Source organism: Streptomyces sp. NBC_01635 (assembly GCF_045209715.1).
GTDB classification, from domain to species: Bacteria; Actinomycetota; Actinomycetes; order Streptomycetales; family Streptomycetaceae; genus Streptomyces; species Streptomyces hirsutus.
Window position 1 is genome coordinate 3706317 of sequence record NZ_CP109277.1, and the last position, 21785, is coordinate 3728101.

The 21785-nt window shown below is 73.2% G+C and carries 16 protein-coding genes; 5 read left to right on the plus strand and 11 right to left on the minus strand.

The annotated features are described in order from the left end of the window. Positions 1 to 154: 154 nt before the first annotated feature. The 8 genes from ahcY to OHB56_RS17290 form a co-directional block, all read right to left on the minus strand. Positions 155 to 1612 carry an adenosylhomocysteinase gene (ahcY, locus tag OHB56_RS17255; protein ID WP_055628619.1) on the minus strand — a complete coding sequence of 486 codons (1458 nt, stop codon included), beginning with the start codon at positions 1610 to 1612 and terminating at the stop codon, positions 155 to 157. 359 nt (positions 1613 to 1971) lie between these two features. Further along, a complete protein-coding gene (locus OHB56_RS17260) occupies positions 1972 to 2946 on the minus strand; it encodes a cation diffusion facilitator family transporter (RefSeq protein ID WP_326753063.1) in 975 nt (324 codons plus the stop codon). Between the two features lie 143 nt (positions 2947 to 3089). Further along, positions 3090 to 4241: a mannose-6-phosphate isomerase, class I gene (gene manA / locus OHB56_RS17265; protein WP_326753064.1), complete on the minus strand. Its 1152-nt coding sequence runs from the start codon at positions 4239 to 4241 to the stop codon at positions 3090 to 3092. Between the two features lie 161 nt (positions 4242 to 4402). Next, positions 4403 to 5530 carry an SIS domain-containing protein gene (locus OHB56_RS17270; protein WP_055628456.1) on the minus strand — a complete coding sequence of 376 codons (1128 nt, stop codon included), beginning with the start codon at positions 5528 to 5530 and terminating at the stop codon, positions 4403 to 4405. A 93-nt stretch (positions 5531 to 5623) separates the two neighbouring features. Then, entirely contained in the window at positions 5624 to 5794 is a 171-nt protein-coding gene (locus tag OHB56_RS17275) for a Trm112 family protein (RefSeq protein WP_079034855.1), read from the minus strand. 242 nt (positions 5795 to 6036) lie between these two features. After that, a complete protein-coding gene (locus OHB56_RS17280; RefSeq protein ID WP_326757021.1) occupies positions 6037 to 7401 on the minus strand; it encodes a phosphomannomutase/phosphoglucomutase in 1365 nt (454 codons plus the stop codon). A 154-nt stretch (positions 7402 to 7555) separates the two neighbouring features. Further along, a complete protein-coding gene (locus OHB56_RS17285; RefSeq protein WP_326753065.1) occupies positions 7556 to 9172 on the minus strand; it encodes an L-lactate permease in 1617 nt (538 codons plus the stop codon). Positions 9173 to 9408: 236 nt separating this feature from the next. Further along, complete coding sequence (locus tag OHB56_RS17290) at positions 9409 to 9867, minus strand: DUF3499 domain-containing protein (RefSeq protein WP_406354277.1); 459 nt, start codon at positions 9865 to 9867, stop codon at positions 9409 to 9411. Positions 9868 to 10214: 347 nt separating this feature from the next. Here OHB56_RS17290 and OHB56_RS17295 point away from each other — a divergent pair, with 347 nt between their 5' ends. Next, positions 10215 to 10664 carry a metallopeptidase family protein gene (locus OHB56_RS17295; RefSeq protein ID WP_326753066.1) on the plus strand — a complete coding sequence of 150 codons (450 nt, stop codon included), beginning with the start codon at positions 10215 to 10217 and terminating at the stop codon, positions 10662 to 10664. A gap of 100 nt (positions 10665 to 10764) precedes the next feature. Here the strand turns inward: OHB56_RS17295 and OHB56_RS17300 are convergent, their stop codons facing one another. The 3 genes from OHB56_RS17300 to OHB56_RS17310 all read right to left on the minus strand — a co-directional run bounded on the left by OHB56_RS17300 (position 10765) and on the right by OHB56_RS17310 (position 16717). Then, positions 10765 to 12330 (minus strand): DUF5719 family protein, encoded by a 1566-nt coding sequence (locus OHB56_RS17300; RefSeq protein ID WP_406354280.1) that lies wholly within the window; start codon positions 12328 to 12330, stop codon positions 10765 to 10767. Then, positions 12327 to 16187 (minus strand): glycosyltransferase, encoded by a 3861-nt coding sequence (locus tag OHB56_RS17305; protein WP_406354282.1) that lies wholly within the window; start codon positions 16185 to 16187, stop codon positions 12327 to 12329. The genes OHB56_RS17300 and OHB56_RS17305 overlap by 4 nt, the downstream gene beginning before the upstream one ends. 266 nt (positions 16188 to 16453) lie before the next feature. Next, entirely contained in the window at positions 16454 to 16717 is a 264-nt protein-coding gene (locus OHB56_RS17310) for a WhiB family transcriptional regulator (protein ID WP_010986447.1), read from the minus strand. Positions 16718 to 17476: 759 nt separating this feature from the next. Between OHB56_RS17310 and OHB56_RS17315 the strand changes: the two genes are divergently transcribed. The 4 genes from OHB56_RS17315 to OHB56_RS17330 all read left to right on the plus strand — a co-directional run bounded on the left by OHB56_RS17315 (position 17477) and on the right by OHB56_RS17330 (position 21696). Further along, positions 17477 to 18025, plus strand: a complete 549-nt coding sequence (locus OHB56_RS17315; RefSeq protein WP_406354284.1) for a cysteine dioxygenase — start codon at positions 17477 to 17479, stop codon at positions 18023 to 18025. A 129-nt stretch (positions 18026 to 18154) separates the two neighbouring features. After that, entirely contained in the window at positions 18155 to 19195 is a 1041-nt protein-coding gene (locus OHB56_RS17320; protein WP_406354286.1) for a 2-phospho-L-lactate transferase, read from the plus strand. Continuing rightward, the gene (locus OHB56_RS17325; protein WP_326753070.1) at positions 19192 to 20544 is read left to right on the plus strand and encodes a coenzyme F420-0:L-glutamate ligase; all 1353 of its coding nucleotides are present in this window, start codon (positions 19192 to 19194) and stop codon (positions 20542 to 20544) included. Before OHB56_RS17320 ends, OHB56_RS17325 begins: the two co-directional genes overlap by 4 nt. 117 nt (positions 20545 to 20661) lie before the next feature. After that, on the plus strand, positions 20662 to 21696 hold the full coding sequence (locus tag OHB56_RS17330; protein ID WP_326753071.1) for a DNA-3-methyladenine glycosylase 2 family protein: 1035 nt from the start codon (positions 20662 to 20664) through the stop codon (positions 21694 to 21696). Positions 21697 to 21785 lie beyond the last annotated feature (89 nt).

Here is a 21785-nt window from a genome sequence, read left to right on the forward strand (position 1 = left end):
CCGGTCACTGGCCGGACAACGGGATAGGCCCCCGACACGGGGGTGCGGGGGCCTGTCCCGGAAGGTCCTGCCGCCGGGGAGCGCGCCGGTGCACGGGCGCGTTCCCCGCGGCGGGAGCCTCGGCCCGGTGGGCGTCGGCTCCTCGGGCGTCGGATCAGTAGCGGTAGTGGTCCGACTTGTACGGGCCCTCGACCGTCACACCGATGTACTCGGCCTGCTCGGGGCGGAGGGTGGTCAGCTTCACGCCGAGCGCGTCGAGGTGCAGCCGGGCGACCTTCTCGTCCAGGTACTTGGGCAGCACGTAGACGCCGGTCGGGTACTCGTCGGGCTTGGTGAACAGCTCGATCTGGGCCAGGGTCTGGTCCGCGAAGGAGTTGGACATCACGAACGACGGGTGGCCGGTGGCGTTGCCCAGGTTCAGCAGGCGACCCTCGGAAAGGACGATGAGGACCTTGCCGTCGGGGTACCTCCAGGTGTGGACCTGCGGCTTGATCTCGTCCTTGACGATGCCGGGGGTCCCGGCGAGGCCGGCCATGTCGATCTCGTTGTCGAAGTGGCCGATGTTGCCGACGATGGCCTGGTGCTTCATCTTGGCCATGTCCGCGGCCATGATGATGTCCTTGTTGCCGGTCGTGGTGATGAAGATGTCGGCCTTGTCGACGACCTCGTCCAGCGTCGTGACCTGGTAGCCGTCCATCGCCGCCTGCAGGGCGCAGATCGGGTCGATCTCGGTGATGATCACGCGGGCGCCCTGGCCGCGCAGCGACTCCGCACATCCCTTGCCGACGTCGCCGTAGCCGCAGACGACGGCGGTCTTGCCGCCGATCAGGGTGTCGGTGGCGCGGTTGAGGCCGTCGATCAGGGAGTGGCGGCAGCCGTACTTGTTGTCGAACTTCGACTTGGTGACGGCGTCGTTGACGTTGATCGCCGGGAACAGGAGGGTGCCGTCGCGGTGCATCTCGTACAGGCGGTGGACGCCGGTCGTGGTCTCCTCGGTCACGCCGCGGATCTCGGACGCCAGCTGGGTCCACTTCTGCGGGCTCTCGCTCACCGTGCGGGTGAGGAGTTCGAGGATGACGCGGTGCTCGTCGGACTCGGCGGTGTCGACCGAGGGGACCTTGCCGTCCTTCTCGTACTCGACGCCCTTGTGGACCAGGAGAGTGGCGTCACCGCCGTCGTCCAGGATCATGTTCGGGCCGCCGGTGGGGGTGTCCGGCCAGGTCAGCGCCTGCTCGGTGCACCACCAGTACTCCTCCAGCGTCTCGCCCTTCCAGGCGAAGACCGGGACGCCCTGCGGGTTCTCGGGCGTGCCGTTCGGGCCGACGGCGATGGCGGCCGCGGCGTGGTCCTGGGTGGAGAAGATGTTGCAGGACGCCCAGCGGACCTGAGCGCCGAGGGCGGTCAGGGTCTCGATGAGGACGGCGGTCTGCACGGTCATGTGCAGGGAGCCGGTGACACGGGCGCCGGCCAGAGGCTGGGCCTCGGCGTATTCCTTGCGGATCGCCATCAGGCCCGGCATCTCGTGCTCGGCGAGGGTGATCTCCTTGCGGCCGAAGGCGGCCAGGGAGAGATCGGCGACCTTGAAGTCCTGTCGGGTGTCGACAGTCGTCATGGAGAGCTGCTCCTCGGGGTGTGGGTCGAGGTGGGTACGGCTGTTCTGCGCGGCGGCGGACACAAGGGTGCCCGGGGAGGGCACAGGCATGCCCGCGTGCGCGCAGCGCAGTCCGTCGGAGGCCCTCTCTCCCTCGGCCGGTCCGCTGGGGGACCGCCCGACCGCCATCAGCAGCGACGTCTGGCTCCGTCCCAAGCTACACCGACGGGCGCGGCCGCCCCCAGCCGGTTGCCGAACACATCAGACCGAACACGGAGGGCGACGAAACGCGACGACCACCGGGGCCGGTGGTCGTCACCGGTCGGTGGTCGTGGCCGATCAGGGGGTGCGCCGGCCGGTGGGGCCGGGCGGGGGCGGGCTCAGTGCTCCGTCGGGGCCGGGCCGCCCGGGGTGGCTGCGGCGTCGGCGCCCTTGGCGGCCTCGGCCGCGCGGTAGACGTCGGGCTCCAGGTAGATCACGCGGGCGATCGGGACGGCCTCGCGGATGCGGGACTCGGCGGCGTCGATGGCGGCGGCGACCTTCGTGGCCGTGTCGTCGTGGTGTACGGCGATCTTCGCGGCGACCAGGAGTTCCTCGGGGCCGATGTGGAGGGTGCGCATGTGGATGATGCGGGTGACGGTGTCGCCGTCGACGAGGGCGGTCTCGATCTTCCGGGTCTCCTCGGCGCCCGCGGCCTCGCCGAGCAGCAGCGACTTCGTCTCGAGCGCGAGGACCACGGCGATCAGGATCAGCAGGACGCCGATGCAGAGGGTGCCGATGCCGTCCCAGACGCTGTCGCCGGTGAGCAGGGCCAGGCCGACGCCGCCGAGGGCGAGGACGAGGCCGACGAGGGCGCCGAGGTCCTCCAGGAGGACGACCGGCAGCTCGGGGGCCTTGGCGTGGCGGACGAACTCCTTCCAGGAGCGCTCGCCGCGCACCGCGTTGGACTCCTTGATGGCGGTGCGGAAGGAGAAGGTCTCGGCGATGATCGCGAAGACCAGCACGCCGACCGGCCAGTACCAGTGCGTCAGCTCGTGCGGGTTCTTGATCTTCTCGTAGCCCTCGTAGATGGCGAACAGGCCGCCGACCGAGAACAGCACGATGGAGACGAGGAAGGCGTAGATGTAGCGCTCGCGGCCGTAGCCGAAGGGGTGTTGCGGGGTGGCCTGCCGCTGGGCCCGCTTGCCGCCGACCAGCAGCAGGGCCTGGTTGCCGGAGTCGGCGACGGAGTGCACGGACTCGGCGAGCATCGACGAGGAGCCGCTGAAGAGGAACGCCACGAACTTCGCTACCGCGATCGCCGCGTTGGCGGCGAGTGCCGCGACGATCGCCTTGGTTCCGCCTGACGCGCTCATGTGTCCGCGTTGTCCCTTCGTACGCCGTTCACGGGCCCGGGCGGGCGTCTTCGTACGCCGCCCGGGTGTTGTCCGTGCTGTAACGGGGGGACATTGTTGCAGCCCGACGGGCCGACGGGGGTCGGATCGGCGTCGTCCGGCGGTCAGGCGACGACCGTTGCCCTGAACAGAGTTCCGGTACCGGACACTTCGGCCTTTTCGCCTGCGGGAACGAACACGGAGGTGCCCGGGGACAGCTCGTGCTCGCCCGCGCGTACGGAGCCCGCCGTGCAGAGCAGGATCTGAGGGGTGGCCAGGGTGAGGTCGTGGGTGGCGCCGCCGGCGGGCAGGACGTAGCGGGAGAGCCGGAACTCGTCGGTGGGGGTGTCGTAGAGCTCTTCGCCGTCCGGTGCGGCCTCCGGGCGCAGCACGCCGGGGTCGCGGGGCTCGAAGCGGACGATGCGCAGGAGTTCGGGGACGTCGACGTGCTTGGGGGTCAGTCCGCAGCGCAGGACGTTGTCGGAGTTGGCCATGATCTCGACGCCGAGGCCGTTCAGGTAGGCGTGCGGGACGCCGGCGCCGAGGTAGAGGGCCTCGCCGGGCTGGAGCCGGACGTGGTTGAGGAGCATGGCGGCGATGACGCCGGGGTCGCCCGGGTAGTGGTGGGCGATGGCGGCGTACGGGGCGTGGTCTCCGCCGAGGCGGTCGCAGGCGGCGGCCGCCTCGGTGACGGTGCGGGCCATCTCGTCGCGGTCGGCGGTGAGGATCGCGGTGAGGACCTCGCGCAGGGCCGCTTCCTCGGGCTGGGCGTGCAGCAGGTCGACGTACGGCTTGAGGGAGTCCACTCCGAGGGCGTCGAGCAGTTCGGCGGCGCGCAGCGGGTCGCGGAAGCCGCAGAGGCCGTCGAAGTCGGTGAGGGCGCAGACCAGTTCGGGCTTGTGGTTGGCGTCCTTGTAGGTGCGGTGCGCGGCGTCGGCGGGGACGCCGCGTCGTTCCTCGTCCGCGTAGCCGGCCTTCGCCTGGTCCAGGTCGGGGTGGACCTGGAGGGACAGCGGCGCGCCGGCGGCGAGGAGTTTGAGGAGGAAGGGCAGGCGTGGACCGAACTTCGCGACCGAGGCCGCGCCGAGTTCCCGCTCCGGGTCGGCGTCGATGACCTCGGCCAGGGTGCCCCGGCCGGTGCGCGAGGGCGCGCCGGGGTGGGCGCCCATCCACATCTCCGCCTGCGGCTCACCGGTCGGTTCGACGCCGAGCAGCTGGGCTATGGCGGTGGTGGAACCCCAGGCATAGGGGCGGACGGTGTTGTCGAGGCGATCCATGGGGTTCTCTCTGGGTCGTTCGGCAGGTTCTCGGCGAAGGGCGGGACGAAGGAGCGGGACAAAGGGGCGGTCCACCCGGTCGTCCCTGTGGACGCGGCACGGTGGACGCCCTCGCCGAAGTCCTGCTCAGGGCTTCCCGGGTGGGACTGTCCTCCGCATGATCAGGCTCTCGAAGTGAGCGCCAGGTAAACGGCGGCGAAATCCGTGACGGCGATCAGTTCGGCGAGGGTCTCCAGTTCGCCGCCCTCCTCCGGTTCGAGTTCGCTGATCGGCGTGTCGTGGCCGAGGGCCATCTCACGGGCGGCCGGGGCGGCGGTGAGGCCGCCGATCGGGCGGTCGCGGAGCAGCACCACGCGCGCGTGCAGGGCGGGGGCCTCCTCCACGCGGTCGCGGAAGAAGTCGTCCGGGTCGGCGCGGCCGGCGAGCGGGCCGGCCAGCAGGGCGCTGTGCGCGCCGAGCGCCTCGGGGAGTTCGGCGACGACGGCGGGGGTGCCGGACAGTTCCGCGAGCGCGGCGGCGAAGCGGCGGCCCGCCGGGCCGGCCGAGGTGCCCTCGGTCCACACGACGGGCAGCGCGTCGGCGAGTTCGGCGGCCAGGGTCTTGGCGGGGTTGCTGTAGGTGGCGAGGGCCGGGCCGCAGCGTTCGGCGATGCGGTCGAGGCGGTCGGCGACCTTCTCCAGGGCGTCCGGCGGGGCGGTGAGCAGACCGACGCGGTCCAGGAGCGCGAGCAGCGGGGTGAGCAGCGCCCACAGAACTCCGGGGGCGGAGGCGGCGAGGGGTTCGTCCTGGTCGTAGGACGTGGTCGCCATGGGGACGAACAGGCCGTGGGAGCCGCTGACCGTGTCGGCGAGCGGGGTCCGGGCGGGGGCCACGGCGACGACGGTGCAGCCGCGGCGGTAGGCCTGTTCGGCGAGCAGGGACAGGCCCGGCTCGGTGCCGTCCGGGGTGGCGATCAGGAGCAGGTCCACGGAACCGGCCCAGCCGGGCAGTTCCCAGCGCAGCGCGCCCGCGACGGGGGCCACGCCGGTGGGCGCGAGCCGGGTGACGGGGCTGCCCGCGCCGGCGAGCGTGCCGAGGAGGTCGGCGGCCTGGGTGGCGGCCGCGCCGGGGCCCGCGATGAGGACGGCGCGGGGACGGCCGTCGGGTTTGAGGTCGTGGACACCGGCCTCGGCGGCATGCCGCGCGGCGGTGCGGACACAGGCGCCCGCTTCGGCGGCGCCGCGGAGCAGCCCGCGGCGGTCGGCCTCGGTGAGGCCCTCCGGTGAGTCGAGCAGCGATTCGTCGAGCATGGGGCGGCTGCCTCCGATCGGCGGGGCGTCGTACGGGGGGCGGCGGTACTCGGAGCGGCGGGTCGCTGGTGCGCAGGGTCGCCGGATCGTCGGTTACGCGGGGCGGCGGGCCTCGTCGACGAGGAGGACGGGGATGCCGTCGCGGACCGGGTACGCCAGGCCGCACTCCTGGCCGGTGCAGATCAGCTCGTTGTCCTGCTCCTCGAGGGAGGAGTGGCAGGCCGGGCAGGCGAGGATCTCCAGGAGGCCGGTTTCCAGCGGCATGGGTGGGTTCCCTTCGGGCGGGCGTATGCGGATGTGCCTGGTCAGGGTACCGCCGGTGGGGACGCGGCGGACGGGAGGCGGCGGACGGGTCCGGCACCGCGGTCCGGCGGGGCTCGCGGTGACCGTCGGCCTGGGCCCCGGGCCCGACGTGACCGGGTGTGCGGCGGCCGGTTCGTCCCGGCCGCCGCACACCGTCGTACGCCGTCGCACGGGGACGGTTCCCAGGCCGTCCACGGACCGGATCAGCCTCGGATGACGGCCAGGGCCTCGTCGCGGATTCTGGCCATGGTGGCCTGGTCGCGGGCCTCCGCGTTCAGGCGGAGGAGGGGTTCCGTGTTGGAGGGGCGGACGTTGAACCACCAGTCGGCGGCGGTGACGGTGAGGCCGTCCAGTTCGTCCAGGGTGATGCCGTCGCGGTCCTCGTAGGCGGCCCTGATCGCGGCGAGGCGGGCCGCCTGGTCGTCGACCGTGGAGTTGATCTCGCCGGAGCCCGCGTAGCGGTCGTACTGGTCGACCAGGGCGGACAGGGTGCCCTGCTGGCCGCCGAGGGCGGCGAGGACGTGCAGGGCGGCCAGCATGCCGGTGTCGGCGTTCCAGAAGTCGCGGAAGTAGTAGTGCGCCGAGTGCTCGCCGCCGAAGATGGCGCCGTTGGCGGCCATCTCGGCCTTGATGAAGGAGTGGCCCACGCGGGTGCGGACCGGTGTGCCGCCGTTCTCCTCGACGACCTCCGGCACCGACCAGGAGGTGATCAGGTTGTGGATGATCGTGCCCTTGCCGCCGTTGCGGGCGAGTTCGCGGGAGGCGACCAGGGCGGTGATCGCGGACGGGGAGACCGGCTCGCCGCGCTCGTCGACGACGAAGCAGCGGTCGGCGTCGCCGTCGAAGGCGAGGCCGAGGTCGGCGCCCTCCTCGCGGACCCGCTGCTGCAGGTCGACGAGGTTGGCCGGGTCGAGCGGGTTGGCCTCGTGGTGGGGGAAGGTGCCGTCGAGTTCGAAGTACATCGGGACGACGGTGAGCGGCAGGCCGGCCAGGACGGTGGGGACGGTGTGCCCGCCCATGCCGTTGCCCGCGTCGACGACGACCTTCAGGTGCCGGACGGAGGTCAGGTCGACGAGGGAGCGCAGGTGCGCCGCGTAGTCGTCCAGCGTCTCGCGCCGGGTGACGGTTCCCGCCGTGGCGGCCGGCTCGGGGACCCCCGTCTCGCTCCACTTCTCGACGAGTTCGCGGATCTCCGTCAGGCCCGTGTCCTGGCCGACGGGCGCGGCGCCCGCGCGGCACAGTTTGATGCCGTTGTAGCGGGCCGGGTTGTGCGAGGCGGTGAACATCGCGCCGGGCAGGTCCAGGGCGCCGGAGGCGTAATAGAGCTGGTCCGTGGAGCAGAGGCCGATCTCGGTCACGTCGACGCCCTGGGCCGCGGCGCCGCGGGCGAAGGCGCCCGACAGGCCGGGCGAGGAGGGCCGCATGTCGTGCCCGGTGACGAGGGCGCTCGCTCCGGTCACGCGCGCGAAGGCGGCGCCGAAGAGTTCGGCCAGGGACTCGTCCCACTGGTCGGGGACGATCCCGCGTACGTCGTACGCCTTGACGATCTGTGACAGATCAGCAGCCACGGCCAGCCCTCCGGAGGTCATGTCGGTCACCACAAACTACCCGCAGAGGATGACACTCCGCTGCGGGCAGTCCCGTGGTGACCGGCAGGCCCGTGCCCGGGGACCGGCCGGACTCGTGCCCGGGGACCGTCCGGTCCCCGGGCGCCGCCTCGGGTCAGGGCAGCATCCACCCGAGCACGAAGGTGCTCTGCCCCACCACGATCAGGCACATGACGAGCAGTAGGCCGAGGCTCCAGGGCAGCACCTTGCGCAGCAGGTCTCCTTCCTTGCCCGCCAGGCCGACGGCGGCGCAGGCGATGGTGAGGTTCTGCGGCGAGATCATCTTGCCGAGGACACCACCCGAACTGTTGGCGGCGGCGAGCAGGTCGGGCGACAGTCCGGACTCCCGTGCGGCGGTCACCTGGAGGGCGCCGAAGAGCGCGTTGGCCGAGGTGTCCGAGCCGGTGACGGCGACGCCGAACCAGCCGAGGACGGGTGACAGGAAGGCGAGTCCGGCACCGGCGGCGGCCACGAAGTAGCCGATCGTCGCCGCCTGACCGGAGAGGTTCATGACGTAGGCGAGCGCCAGGACCGAGGTCACCGTGAGGATCGCGAACCGCAGTTCGTGCACGGTCGCGAGCCATTCCTTGAGCGCCACGCGCGCGTGCAGGCCGAGCACGACCGCGGTGGCCACGCCGGCGAACAGGACGAGGGTGCCGCCGGTGGAGACGATGGGCCAGGTGAACACGTTGGCCCCGACCGGTTCGCCGTTCGGCGCGGCGACGTCGAGAAGGGGCCAGTCGAACTTCTGGGTCGCCCCGGCCAGCCAGTCCTTGATCACCGGGATCTGCGCGAGGGAGAAGATCACCACGATCAGCGCGTACGGGGCGTACGCCCGCACGACCTCGCGGCGCGGGTCCTCCTCGTCCAGTTCCTCACTGCGCACACCGGTCAGCACGGAGGCGCGTACGGCCTCGGAGGCGGGCACGCGCGAGTGCGGTACGGCGACCAGGGCGCCCGCGCCGGCCAGGGCCGCGGCGATGTCGGCGAGTTGCGCGGAGACGTAGTTGGAGGCGACGAACTGGGCGATGGCGAAGGCGACTCCGCAGGCCACCGCGGGAATCCAGGTGTCCCGCAGCCCGCGCCGCCCGTCCACCAGCCAGACCAGCACCAGCGGCACCACGAGGGCGAGCAGCGGGGTCTGGCGGCCGACGACGGACGCCACCGAGTCCAGCGGCAGACCGGTCACCTGGGCGAGCGTGACGACCGGTGTGCCCATGGCCCCGAACGCCACCGGAGCGGTGTTGGCGACGAGCGCGACGACGGCGGCCCGGACCGGGTCGAAGCCGAGGGCCACGAGCATCACGGCGGAGATCGCGACGGGGGCTCCGAACCCGGCGAGCGCCTCCAGCAGTGCCCCGAAGCAGAAGGCGACGACCAGGGCCTGGATCCGCGGGTCGTCGGAGAGCCGTCCGAAGGAGCGGCGCAGGATGTCGAAGTGCTGGGTACGGACCGTCATCCGGTACACCCACAGCGCGTTGACGACGATCCACATGATGGGGAAAAGGCCGAAGACCGCTCCCTGGGCGGCGCTGGAGAGCGTCTGGTCCAGAGGCATGCGGTAGGCCAGGCAGGCCACCAGAACGGCGCCTAACAGACCGATCAGGCCCGCCAGGTGCGCTTTCATGCGCAGGCCGCCGAGCAGGACGAGCACGGTCACGAGGGGCAGCGCCGCCACGAGGGCGGACAGACCGAGTGAGCCGGCGACGGGTTCCAGTTCCTGGACGTACACGGACGCGCCTCCTGGATTCCGCAATGCGGAAGAAGATTCTCGCTACGTCCTCGGAATGGTCGTGTCCTCGACAAGTGCGCGTCAATGGGCGTGCGGCACCTTACTCACGGGACAGGTGGGGTGAGAGGGGAGCAAGGGCCGACGCACACGGGCCACCGGCACGACCGTGCGAAAGACCGCGCGGGGAGAAGGCCGTTCAGGGCTCGGGCGTCACGGCCGGAGCGCGGTCGCCGACGTCAGTTGTCGGGAGAGCGGAGCACGCGCAGGTGGCCGCGTCGCGCGACCTCCATCGGGTCCGCACCGCGTCCCGCACCGCCGGCCGACCGCTCCTGGGGGCGGGCCGCTTCACGCACCGCGTCCGCGAGCGCCTCGAGATCGTCTCCGCTGGGCCGCGCCGGGGCCGAACCGTCGAGCAGACGGACGACCTCCCAGCCGCGCGGCGCGGTGAGGCGCTCGGAGTGCTCGGCGCACAGGTCGTAGCAGTGGGGTTCGGCGTAGGTGGCGAGCGGGCCGAGGACCGCGGTCGAGTCGGCGTAGACGTACGTCAGCGTCGCAACGGCGGGACGGCCGCAAGCGGTGCGCGAACAGCGACGTACAGGGCTCACGGTGTTGGACGGTACCGCACTCTTGAGCGGGCCGCGACGACTCCCCTCCTGCGCGTTCCCCCGTGTCGTGGCCTGAAAGGTCCCCTGCACCCCGGTCGGCACACACCGTTTGACCTGCTCCGACGCTCTTGTTCGGAAGGTATGCGGTTTTCCCTCCGGTCATCACTTGGTACAAACACCGTCAAATACCTTGAGATCACCGGCCCATGAAAGATATGGAATCGAGCCGAACCTTGGCCGGAATGGTCATGCGGCGACATGCCGATCGGACGGCCCGCCACCGCGCCCCGACGCCGTACGGAGCGGCGCCCCGGCGCTGCGCGGGGGCCGGGAACCGAAGCGGGAGGCGAGCCGGGAGCCGAGCCGTGCGAGGTCGGGGTCCGGAAGCCGTGTGGGGGTCGGGCGCGTCGGACCGGCGGAGACTACGCTGCACCGTGATGGACACCCCTGTGACGCCCCGTGCCGCCGACCGCGGGCCCCGCCGTCGTGATCGCCACGGCCGGGGCATGCGCGGGCCGATCGCGCCGCCCCAGGTGCCGCTGGCCGCCAGCCGCGCGGAGACGTTCGCGGATCTGGTGCAGGACTCCGTGGAACGGCTGGAGCGTCGGTGGCCGCAGCTGGCCGACATCGACTTCCTCGTGCTGGAGGTCCCCCGCCTGGACGCGCCCGGAGCGGGGTGGAGCGACGAGCCGGTGCCGCTGGGCGGCACCGTGCCGACCCACGAGGGGAACCCCGCCCGGGTCGTGGTCTACCGCCGGCCGGTGGAGATCCGCACCAAGGGGCGCGACGAGCGGGCGGCGCTGGTCCACGAGGTCGTCGTGGAGCAGGTCGCCGAACTGCTGGGACTGACGCCGGAGACCGTGGATCCCCGGTACGGCGAGGACTGACACGCCGAGGCCCGAGGCACCCGGGCCTGCCGCGCCGAGGCCCGCACGGCCGCCCCGGCGCCCGAGCGGAGTGAATCTTCCGTACGGGCGCCGGCGGTTCCTACCTCTGCAGGACCGACAGGTCCTCCTCCGTGTGCGGTACAGCCACCATGCCCCGGTCGTCGGGGAGGGTCTGGACGGTGAAAGCGGGGACGCCGTCGTCCGGGGCGGTGAGGGTCCGGGAGGCGTAGACGGGGGCGTCGTCCGACTCGGGCTCGACCGTCAGCGCGTACGTCCCCTCGACGTCGTCCGGGACCGGGACCTCGATGTTCTGGGTGGTACCGGCCTTGATCGTGTACGTCTCGGTCGCCGGCGTACCGCCCTCGCTGCCCGCGGACACGGTGACCCTGACCTTGGCGGCGCCCTCGGGCGCGGTCACGGCGAGGGTGCTGCCCTCGGCCGTGTTGTCGACGGACGTCGCCCGCAGGCCGACCTCGCGGGCCGCCGGGACGAAGGCCGACTCCTGGTCGTCGCCCTGGCCGCGCAGCACCCGGACGGCCGCCACGACGGGCACCGAGCGGTCCGTCGGCGTGAGGACCAGGGAGCCCGCCTCGCCGCGCGTGACGTCACCGAGGTCGACGGCGGTCGTCATCCCGCCCTTCACGTGCACCGTCTCGTTGCCGGCCGGTGTGATCAGCCCGGAGGGCGACGCGAGCTGCACCTTCAGGTCGGCGTCGACGTTGCCGGGGGTGAAGACGACCAGGCGTACGGCGGTGGCGTCCTGGGGGATGCCGGGCAGGACCAGGCTGCCCGCCGGATCGGCCGACGCGGCCAGCCAGTCACCGCCGAGCGAGTCGTCCAGGGCCTGCACGGCCGCGCCGACCCGCCCGCTGCGCACGACGACGTGGACCGTCACATCGGTCTGCTCCTCGTCGGTGATCGTGGACAGCAGCACCGGTTCGGAGGAGTACGGCTTGACCGTGATGCCCTCCCCCACCTCGGTCTCGAGGGCGCCGTCCTTGCCGTAGACCTCGATGTCCACGACGGCGGCGGAGCCGTCGGGGTTGGTCAGGTGGACGTAGTCGGTGCGCTCGGTCGCGGTGCTCGCACCGGGGAACCAGAATTCCGTGTCCGGGGCGGTGCAGGTGACGCCCTGGAGGCCCCGGCCGGTGCCCGCGGCGACCTCGGTGGTCTGCTGCACGGTCCAGCCGGGAGCGAAGCGGCCCTCGGCGGTGCCCAGGAGCGCGGGCGCCTCGCCCCCGGAGGTGTCCGCGGTGACCGGCTTGCCGGGCTCCTTCTTGTGCTCCAGCACCGGCTTCTCGGGCTTCGCGGACGCGGCGGCCTCCTCCCCGCCGTCGTCCTCCCCGCTCTCCTTTTCGCTCTCCTTCTCGTTCTCCTCCGTGCCCTCCTCCGCGGGCCGTCCCGCGGTGGCCGGCCGGAGTACGGCGCTGCCCTCGTTCTCCGTGCCCTTCGTGACGGGCGTGAAGGACGTGTACCTCGTCTCGGCGAGGTCGGAGCTGCTGGGTGTGGGGCACAGCAGGCTCGAGCGTTCCACGGGCAGGCGGGCCGCCGCCGTCGCGACGCCGTCGTCCGCGGCCGTGGGGTCCGGCGCGGTCAGGACGGCGAAGCCGGTGACGGCGGCGAGTGCGGTGGCTCCCGCGATCAGGGACAGGGTGGTGCGGTTCACTGCTGGCTCCCGTCGGGACGCTCACTGCCCGGCTGCGGGCGGTGCGGCTGCTCGGGGTCGTACGACGCGTCGTAGCCCTGCGCGTAGGTCTGGTCGTAGCCGTCGTAACCCTCGTAGCCCTGTCCGTACGCCGACGGGTCGTGCGTCGTCGGGTTGTACGTCGGGTCGTACTGCGGCTGCTGGGGCGTTCCCTCGTAGGCGTACGGGTCGTACGGGCTGCCCGGACCGTCCTGGCCGCCCTGGTACGGGTCCGCCTGGTAGGGCTGTCCGTAGCCGTCCGGCGCGTACTGCTGCTCCTGTTGTTGCTGCTCCTGCTGCGACGGGGGCTGCTGCTGTCCCTGCGGGTACGGGGCGGCGGCGGTGTGGGCGCCGTCGTACTCGGGGTTCGGATCCGGGTTCGGATCCGGGTAGCTCGACGCGTCCCATTCGTCGTAGGGCCGCTGCTGCGGAATGGCCACGGGCTCCGGCGGGGCGTCGGATCCGTCGGCCGCGCCGTCGCCCGTGTCGTCGGCCACGTCCCCGTCCGCACCGCGGCCCGTGCGCGCCTCCTCGGCGGCCGCGGCTTCCGCCTCCGCCTCGGCCTGGGCGCGCAGGCGGCGGGCGCGGCGGCCGTCGCCGGCGAGTGCCTCGGCGGGGACGGCCGGTTCCTCGGGCAGGTCGTCGTCGATGTCACGGCGCCGGCCGGGCAGCGCGAGCACGACGAGGACGACGGCGAGCAGGCCCTGCGCCCACAGCCAGGCGGTGTGGGTGAACTGCTCCTCGTAGGTCACGGCCAGGCGTCCGCCGGTGGCGGGGAGCTGGAAGCCCTGGGCCCAGCCGTCGACCGTGGTGCGGGTCAGCGGCTTGCCGTCGAGGGTGGCGGTCCAGCCGTCGGCCGCGGCGTCGGCCAGACGCAGGACGCGTCCCCCTGCGCCGGCGGGGATCTCGGTGCTGATCTCGACCGGTCCGGCGGCCACGGCCTGCGGCTCGTCCTCGCCGTCCTTGGCGGGGACGATGGTCGCCCGGGACACGTTCTGGTCGACGCGCCACAGCGCGCCGCCCGCCTGCTGGCTGAGCCGGGTCAGGCCGGGCGTGGCGTCCAGGACGCGGGTGACGTCGCGGGGCGCGCCCGGGTGGACGAGGACGTAGCGCACCGCGAACCCGCCGAGCTGGTCGGCCTGGTCGGCGCCGGAGCCGGCGACGAGGTTGGCGACGACCTTGTCGAGCCCGGTGTTCACACCGGCCGAGCCCGTGATCTCGGCATCGCCCATGCGGGCGCCGGAGCCGCGGACCAGCACGTAGTCGACACGGGCGGCGGAGTCGCTGTCCAGGACGAGGGTGCGGGCCTGGTCGCGGGTTCCGCTCTCCTCGGCGACAAACGCGGGCACCTGCACGGGATCGCGCCGCTCGAGCGGTCCGTCGGCGCCGCGGAGCACCCAGCCGGCGGCGGCCAGCAGCGGGCCGACCGCGCAGGCGAGGGCGATCAGCACGGCGACCGGCTGACGCCAGCCGAAGCTCTGCTCGGCGACCCGTGAGCGCGCCCCGTCGGCGCCGAGCGCGGCCGCGGCCAGCAGGGCGATGCCGTAGACGAGCGTCGCGGGCCCGGCCCAGGTGGAGCCGTTGGACAGGACCGCGAAGACGAGTCCGACCAGGGCGGCCGCCCAGGCGGCGCGGATGGCGAGCAGACGCTCGGAGCGGAGCAGGGCCGCGAGGGCGGCGAGCACGATGCCGATGAGTACCGGCCCGCCGGCCGCACCGGGGCCACCGGGGCTCGCGCCGAGCAGGTCGAGGGCGGAGGCGGCGGAGGCGCCGTACTCCAGGCCCGCCTCCTGGAAGAAGCCGAACGGGAGCAGCGTCAGCGACCAGGGGGCGAGGACCAGCAGCGGGGTGCCGAGCTGGGCCAGGAAGCGGAGCCCGTACGCCGGGAGCTCGGACCTGCGCAGGGCGAGGACGCCGAGGCCCAGGACCAGGGCGATGGGCCAGACGATCGGGGTGAACGCGGTGGCGAGGGTCAGCAGCAGCGCGTACGCCCAGGTCGCGCGCCAACTGCCGCGGACGCCGGGGAGGCTGATGAGTCCGCTCGCGGCGATGCCCGCACGGGCGATCAGCGGCAGCAGTACGGCGAGCACGGCGGTGCCGATCCGGCCGCCGGCGAGGGCGCCCGCGACGGCGGGCAGGAAGGCGTAGGCGATCGCGGCCCAGGCGCGCAGCAGCCGGGATTCGACGAGCGGGCGGGAGGCGAAGTAGGCACTGAAGCCGGCCAGCGGCACCGAACCGATGAGCAGGACCGTCACGGCGAGCCCGGTCGAGCCGAGCATCAGGGCGGCCAGGGACGCCATGACGGCGAGGTAGGGGGGTGCGGAGCCGGTGCCGCCGGCGCCCACCGCGTGCCAGGCGTCCGTGTACCGCGCCCACAGCTCGCCGGAACCGGCGGGGGCGGGCAGCAGGGCGCCGCCCGCGAGCGCGCCGCTGCCGAGGAGGGCGCGGCAGGCCGCGAGGGAGACGAGCAGCAGGAGCAGGAAGAGCACCGGGCCGGGTTTGCGGGCGATCCGCTTGAGCCGGGCGAACTGCTCGACCTCGATGAAGTCGGCGTCGTCCCCGCCGGGTCCGGACTCGACGGCGCCACCGTGCCGTCCGGCACCGGTGGTGGCCTCGGGGTCGGAGCGGCCGACGAGGTCGCCCGCGACCTGTTCGACGGTGACGCGGATGGTCGCGCCGGGGGGCGGGAACAGGGCCCGCAGTTCGTCCTTGTCGATCTGCGGGCTGCCGCGGCGGCGGCGTCCGGCGAGGATGCGTTCGGGCCGCAGCAGAGTGCCCACGAGGCCGCGTATCTCGTCGACGGCCTGCCCCGGGACCTTGCCGACGAGATAGGCGAAGGTCCGCAGCACGGTTCCGAGGACGAGCCGCAGCAGTACCCAGGGCAGTGCCGCGGTACGGGTGTTGACGAGCAGGGTGTGGACGGCGCCCGCCTTGTCCACCTTGTGCGGGGAGGCGGCGGTGCGGCCCACGCAGTCGACGGCGCGGCGCTCGCGGGAGGCGGCCTCGGCGTGCCGTACGACCGCGTCGGGGGCGACGAGCACCCGGTGACCCGCCGTGTGCGCGCGCCAGCACAGGTCGACGTCGTCCCGCATCAGGGGCAGATGCCGGTCGAATCCGCCGAGTTCGTCGAAGACGTCGCGGCGGATCAGCATGCCCGCGGTGGACACCGACAGAACGGACCGGACCTGGTCGTGCTGGCCCTGGTCCTGTTCGCGGCGGTCCAGGCCGGTCCAGCGGCGGCCGGAGTTGGCGATGGAGACGCCGACCTCCAGCAACTGCCGGCGGTCGTACCAGCCGCGGAGCTTGGGGCCGACGACGGCGACGTCGTCACGGCCGAGTTCGTACTCGTTCTCCACGACGCCCAGCAGCCGGGCCAGAGCGTCGGGTTCGGGGGCGCAGTCGTCGTGCAGCAGCCACAGCCACTGGACCGGCTCCCCGTGCGGGAGGTCGGGCAGGTCGTACGCGTCGTCGTGCCAGCTGCGCGTGACCGGGTCCCAGCCGCTGGGCCGCTTCAGGTAGGGCAGGTCGTCCGGGGTGAGGTGCGGCGCGGCACGATGGCACTCCTCGACGGCCTGGCCGAAGCCGGTGCGCCGGGCGAGGTGCAGGACGTGGTCGTCGCCGAGGGCTTCGCCGACCAGCAGGGCGGAGTCGTCCGCGCTGCCGGTGTCGGCTCCCATGGCGAACTGGACGGGGCGTTCCTGGCCGAGTAGCCCGGCGAGCGCGTCGGGCAGCCAGCGGGCTCCGTCATGGGAGACGAGGACCGCGGTCACCACATGACGCGGGAACTCTGGTGCGGCAGCGGCGTCTTGACGGGCTGCCGGGTGACTGTGCACGGACATCGAGGTACGGGCCCCGGTTCAGTGGACTGTGGGGGACGCCCGTGCCCGGTGGGGGCGGCGTGGCGTCTCGGACGAGCAACCACACTATCGGCTGGGCGACAAGGCGGCCCGCCGCCTGTGGACAACCCACACGCGACGGGCCGTAAACGATACATGCCGGACACATGCGCACACTCGGTGCATAGGGCGCGTGCACGGACAAGGCGTGCATGCGGACGCAGCGAACAGGGCGCGCGGGGGAGGGGCGTGAGCGAAGTGCCGCCCCCTCAGATGGCGGCCTTCTTCAGCCGGCGGCGCTCCCGCTCGGACAGGCCGCCCCAGATGCCGAAGCGCTCGTCGTTGGCGAGGGCGTACTCGAGGCACTCGGAGCGGACCTCGCAAGCGAGGCAGACCTTCTTGGCCTCCCGGGTGGAACCGCCCTTCTCGGGAAAGAAGGACTCGGGGTCGGTCTGGGCGCACAGCGCGCGCTCCTGCCAGCCGAGTTCCTCGTCCGCGTCGTCGACCAGCAGTTGCTGCACCAGCTCCGTCATGTGCGCCCCTCGTCCGTCTTTCGCGTCCCCGTGATGCTGCCGTTACCGATTCCGGCCGAACGACACGAGTGAAATTACAAGTGCGCCGATCCGGGCGAGTCAAGCCGAGATCTGCTATTGGCTCCCTTATTCACTCTGCGGAACCAAGCCCGAGCCGAAAGTGTTCAAATCGCCATAAACGTTGACACATAGGCGGGCTGCACGAGCAACTCGCCCCGCGCAGACCGTTCACGCAGTGAGATGCCCGGTCGATCGACCTCGTTGACACACCAACGCCGCAGCGCCCCGGATCACATTCGGATCACAGGACCGCAACGGCACTTGTGCGCTCGACCATGTGCGCCTTGTGTCCCCGGAATCACGTGAGCAAACCTTTCGCCCCGCAGTGAACCGGATGGGGTGAACCGTGCCCACGAACCGTGGGTCGAGTTGACACTGGAGGCATGAGCCGCTGTCCTTGAGGGCATGCTCGCGAACTCGGCACTCACCTCGACCCGCTCCGCCGGGTCCCTCGGTGCTGCCCGCGCTCGCTGTAGCTGTCGCTGTTCCGGTTGTTGAGCCCAACGCGCTCCTGCCCTTCGGGTCACCCTCGATCCGCCCGCAGTTTCCTCCGCTCTCATCAGGGCACTTCCCGCCGCCGTCCGTGACCCGGACACCCGCGGCACCTCGTCCCCGGCAGGCCGGTTCCCCACCGGACCTCGTCCGGCGGCCCCACCGACTGCTTCCCGACCGCTTCTCCGCCGAGGAACCACCGCATCCATGAACAGCGACAGCGACCTCCAGATCGCCGGCGACATCCTCGAAGTACCCCACCTCCTGCAGACCCCGCGCGAGCACCCGGCGACCGTGGCCGAGTTCGTCGGTCTGGCCCGCTCCCTCGCCGCCGACCGGTCCCGGTGGGAGCACCTGGTGCGCTACGACGCGAGCAGCCGCTGGTACCACCGGCTGCTCACCGTTCCCCGGGCCCCCGGCTCCGCTCGAGCGGAGGAGACCCCGGCCGGCTACGAGGTGTGGCTGCTGTCCTGGGTGCCCGGCCAGGGCAGCGGACTGCACGACCACGGCCGCTCCTCCGGTGTCCTGACCGTCCTGGACGGCGTCCTCACCGAGCACACCGAACGCGGCGTCCGCACGCTGACGGCGGGCACGGAGCGGGTGTTCGCGCCGGGCTACGCGCACGAGGTCGTCAATGACACGCTGGAGCCGGCGGTCAGCCTGCACGTGTACTACCCGGGCCTGACCGAGATGCCGATGCACCCGGCCGCCCCGCACTGCGAGGCGCGTACGGAGCCCCGGACGCTCACCGCCTGACCCACCCCCCTGCGCGCCCCCTGCCCGGCCGCGTGCGTGCCCCCACACCTGACCCCGTGCGCGACCCCGTGTGTGACCGACCGCCTGGCACGGTGCCGCGGCCCGCCCTGCGGCTGACAGACTGTTTCCATGCGCATTGTGGTTCTGGCAGGCGGCATCGGCGGTGCCCGTTTCCTTCGCGGTCTGAAGCGGGCCGTGCCGGACGCGGACATCACGGTCATCGGCAACACCGGGGACGACATCCACCTCTTCGGGCTGAAGGTCTGCCCGGACCTCGACACGGTGATGTACACCCTCGGCGACGGCATCGACGAGGAGCGGGGCTGGGGGCGGACCGACGAGAGCTTCCGGCTCAAGGAGGAGCTCGCGGCGTACGGCGTCGGCCCGGGGTGGTTCGGGCTCGGCGACCGGGACTTCGCCACGCACATCGTGCGGACGCAGATGCTCGCCGCCGGCTATCCGCTGAGCGCGGTGACGGAGGCCCTCTGCGACCGCTGGCAGCCGGGCGTCCGGCTGATTCCGATGACCGACGACCGCGTGGAGACCCATGTCGCCGTCACCCTGCCCGACGACGATCCGGCAGCGGGGCCGTCGGCGGGGCCCGGGGCCGGATCCGGGGCCGGGGCCGGGGAGACCCCGCCGGGCTCCGGTGTGCGCAAGGTGATCCACTTCCAGGAGTACTGGGTGCGGCTGCGGGCGTCGGTCCCGGCCGAGGCGGTGGTGCCGGTCGGCGCGGAGCAGGCGAAGCCGGCGCCGGGTGTGCTGGAGGCGATCGCCGCCGCCGACGTGATCCTCTTCCCGCCGTCCAACCCGGTCGTCTCCATCGGCACGATCCTCGCCGTCCCCGGCATCCGGGAGGCGATCGCCGAGGCGGGCGTGCCGGTGGTCGGCCTGTCGCCGATCGTCGGCGACAGACCCGTGCGCGGCATGGCCGACAAGGTGCTCGCGGCGGTCGGCGTCGAATCCACGGCGTGGGCGGTGGCCGAGCACTACGGCTCGGGCCTGCTGGACGGCTGGCTGGTCGACACCGTCGACGCGGCCGGCGTGGAGCGCATCGAGGAGGCGGGGATCCGCTGCCGGGCCGTACCCCTGATGATGAGCGACGCCGACGCCACCGCGCGGATGGCCCGGGAGGCGCTGGCACTCGCGGAGGAGGTGCGGGCGGTATGAACGGCACGCGCGTGCACGGCGACGGCGTCCCCGCGGGCGGCGCGGCGTCCGACGGATACCGGGTGTGGGCCGTCGCGGGACTGCCCGAGGTCCGGCAGGGGGACGACCTCGCGAAGCTGATCGCGGCCGCGGAGCCGGGGCTGGCCGACGGGGACGTGCTGCTCGTCACCTCCAAGATCGTCTCCAAGGCGGAGGGCCGGATACAGGAGGCCTCCGACCGGGAGGCCGCGATCGACGCGGAGACGGTACGGGTGGTGGCCCGGCGCGGCCCCCTGCGCATCGTCGAGAACCGGCAGGGCCTCGTCATGGCCGCGGCCGGGGTCGACGCCTCCAACACGCCCCCCGGCACGGTGCTGTTGCTCCCCGAGGATCCGGACGCGTCCGCGCGGGCGATCCGCGAGGGCCTGCGGGACACCCTCGGGGTCACGGTCGGGGTGCTCGTCACCGACACCTTCGGACGCCCCTGGCGGACGGGGCTGACGGACGTCGCGATCGGCGCCGCGGGCGTCCACGTCCTGGACGACCTGCGCGGCGGGACGGACGCGTACGGCAATCCGCTGAGCGCCACCGTGGTCGCCACCGCCGACGAACTCGCCGCCGCGGGCGACCTGGTCAAGGGCAAGGCCGCAGGCCTGCCGGTGGCCGTCGTGCGCGGGCTGTCCGCCCTGGTGGCGGCCGACGACGAGCACGGCGAGGGCGCGCGGGCCATGGTCCGCGACTCCCGCGACGACATGTTCCGCCTCGGCACGTCGGAGGCGGTGCGGCAGGCGGTGACCCAGCGCCGCACGGTACGGGCCTTCACCGACGAGCCGGTCGACCCGGAGGCGGTGCGCCGTGCGGTGGCCGCGGCCGTGACGGCTCCGGCACCGCACCACACCACCCCCTGGCGCTTCGTCCTGCTGGAGTCGCGGGAGTCCCGGACCCGGCTGCTCGACGCGATGCGGGACGCCTGGATCGCGGACCTGCGCCGGGACGGCAAGTCGGAGGAGTCCGTCGCCAAGCGGGTCCGCCGCGGCGACGTCCTGCGCAACGCGCCCTGCCTGGTCGTGCCCTGCCTGGTCATGGAGGGCTCGCACACCTACGGGGACGCGCGGCGGGACGGCGCGGAGCGGGAGATGTTCGTGGTCGCGACGGGTGCCGGCGTGCAGAACTTCCTGGTCGCGCTGGCCGGTGAGCGGTTGGGCTCGGCATGGGTGTCGTCGACGATGTTCTGCCGGGACGTGGTCCGCGAGGTCCTGGACCTGCCCGCGGGCTGGGACCCGATGGGTGCGGTGGCGGTGGGTCATCCCGCCGAGGACCCGCGGCCGCGGCCGGAGCGGGACGCGGCCGCGTTCATCGCCGTGCGATGAGCCGGGCTGCGGTGGGTCGGACGGGACGCGCGGGGCGCCTACCCTCGTAGGAGCCCCGTCTTCCCCACCGCCTCCGCACCACTCCCCACCTCCGCCCCTCTCTCCCGGGAACCCTTCGTGGCAGGACGTTTCGCTCCCCGGCCCACCCCCCGGCCCGCTTCCCGCCCCGCTCGTACGACCGTGCGGGGCGGGCGGGGCGCCGACCCGACGGGGGTGCCGCGGCAGGCACCGGCCCCCGCCTCCCCGCCGTCGGTCCGGACGTGGGAGCCGGAGGGACCGCTGGACCTCGGGCTGGTCCTCGGACCGCTGCGGCGCGGGTCCGGGGACCCGACGTTCCGCGCGCTGCCGGACGGTTCCGTGTGGCGGACGGGTCTGACGCCCGCCGGGCCGGGGACGCTACGGGTGACGTGGCACGGTGACGGAGTACGGGGCGAGGCGTGGGGAGCGGGGGCCGGATGGTTCCTGGACCGGCTGCCGGACCTGCTCGGCGCCGCCGACGACCCGGCGGCGTTCGTCCCCCGGCACACACTGCTGGCGCTCACCCGGCACCGGCGGCCGGGACTGCGACTGGCCCGGACCGGGCTGGTGCTGGAGTCGTTGATCCCGTCGGTCCTGGAGCAGAAGGTCACCACCGGTGAGGCGTACCGGGCGTGGCGGCTGCTGGTACGGAAGTACGGGGAGCCGGCCCCCGGGCCCGCGCCCGAGCGGATGGCGGTCATGCCGTCGCCCCGGACCTGGGCGCTGATCCCCTCCTGGGAGTGGCACCGGGCCGGTGTCGACGACAAGCGGGCGTCCACGGTGCTGCGGGCGGTCCGGGTCGCGGCGCGGCTGGAGGAGGCGGCCGGGATGGCTCCGGCGGCGGCGCGGGCGCGGCTGGAGCTGGTGCCGGGCATCGGGCCGTGGACGTCGGCGGAGACGGTGCAGCGCAGTCACGGCGCGCCGGACGAGGTGACCACGGGGGACCTGCACCTGCCGGGCATCGTGGGGTGGGCGCTGGCCGGGGACCGGTACGCGGACGACGCGGCGATGCTGGAACTGCTGGAGCCGTATGCCGGTCAGCGGCACCGGGCGGCCCGGCTGATCCTGCTGAGCGGCAGAACGCCGGCCCGGCGGGCGCCGAAGATGCCGCGCTGGGACATCGGACGGCTGTGAGGCCCGAGCGCCCGACCGCCCGTGCCCCGACCGTCCGAGCCCTTCAGCCGCCCGGGCCCGCAGCCGCCCGCGCCCGCACCAGACCTGTG

What these genes read in the sequence shown, in the direction of transcription:
- ahcY (WP_055628619.1), bottom strand. Translation starts at nt 1,612, where the DNA reads ATGACGACTGTCGACACCCGACAGGACTTCAAGGTCGCCGATCTCTCC.
- OHB56_RS17260 (WP_326753063.1), bottom strand. Translation starts at nt 2,946, where the DNA reads ATGAGCGCGTCAGGCGGAACCAAGGCGATCGTCGCGGCACTCGCCGCC.
- manA (WP_326753064.1), bottom strand. Translation starts at nt 4,241, where the DNA reads ATGGATCGCCTCGACAACACCGTCCGCCCCTATGCCTGGGGTTCCACC.
- OHB56_RS17270 (WP_055628456.1), bottom strand. Translation starts at nt 5,530, where the DNA reads ATGCTCGACGAATCGCTGCTCGACTCACCGGAGGGCCTCACCGAGGCC.
- OHB56_RS17275 (WP_079034855.1), bottom strand. Translation starts at nt 5,794, where the DNA reads ATGCCGCTGGAAACCGGCCTCCTGGAGATCCTCGCCTGCCCGGCCTGC.
- OHB56_RS17295 (WP_326753066.1), top strand. Translation starts at nt 10,215, where the DNA reads ATGGACACCCCTGTGACGCCCCGTGCCGCCGACCGCGGGCCCCGCCGT.
- OHB56_RS17305 (WP_406354282.1), bottom strand. Translation starts at nt 16,187, where the DNA reads ATGTCCGTGCACAGTCACCCGGCAGCCCGTCAAGACGCCGCTGCCGCA.
- OHB56_RS17310 (WP_010986447.1), bottom strand. Translation starts at nt 16,717, where the DNA reads ATGACGGAGCTGGTGCAGCAACTGCTGGTCGACGACGCGGACGAGGAA.
- OHB56_RS17315 (WP_406354284.1), top strand. Translation starts at nt 17,477, where the DNA reads ATGAACAGCGACAGCGACCTCCAGATCGCCGGCGACATCCTCGAAGTA.
- OHB56_RS17320 (WP_406354286.1), top strand. Translation starts at nt 18,155, where the DNA reads ATGCGCATTGTGGTTCTGGCAGGCGGCATCGGCGGTGCCCGTTTCCTT.
- OHB56_RS17325 (WP_326753070.1), top strand. Translation starts at nt 19,192, where the DNA reads ATGAACGGCACGCGCGTGCACGGCGACGGCGTCCCCGCGGGCGGCGCG.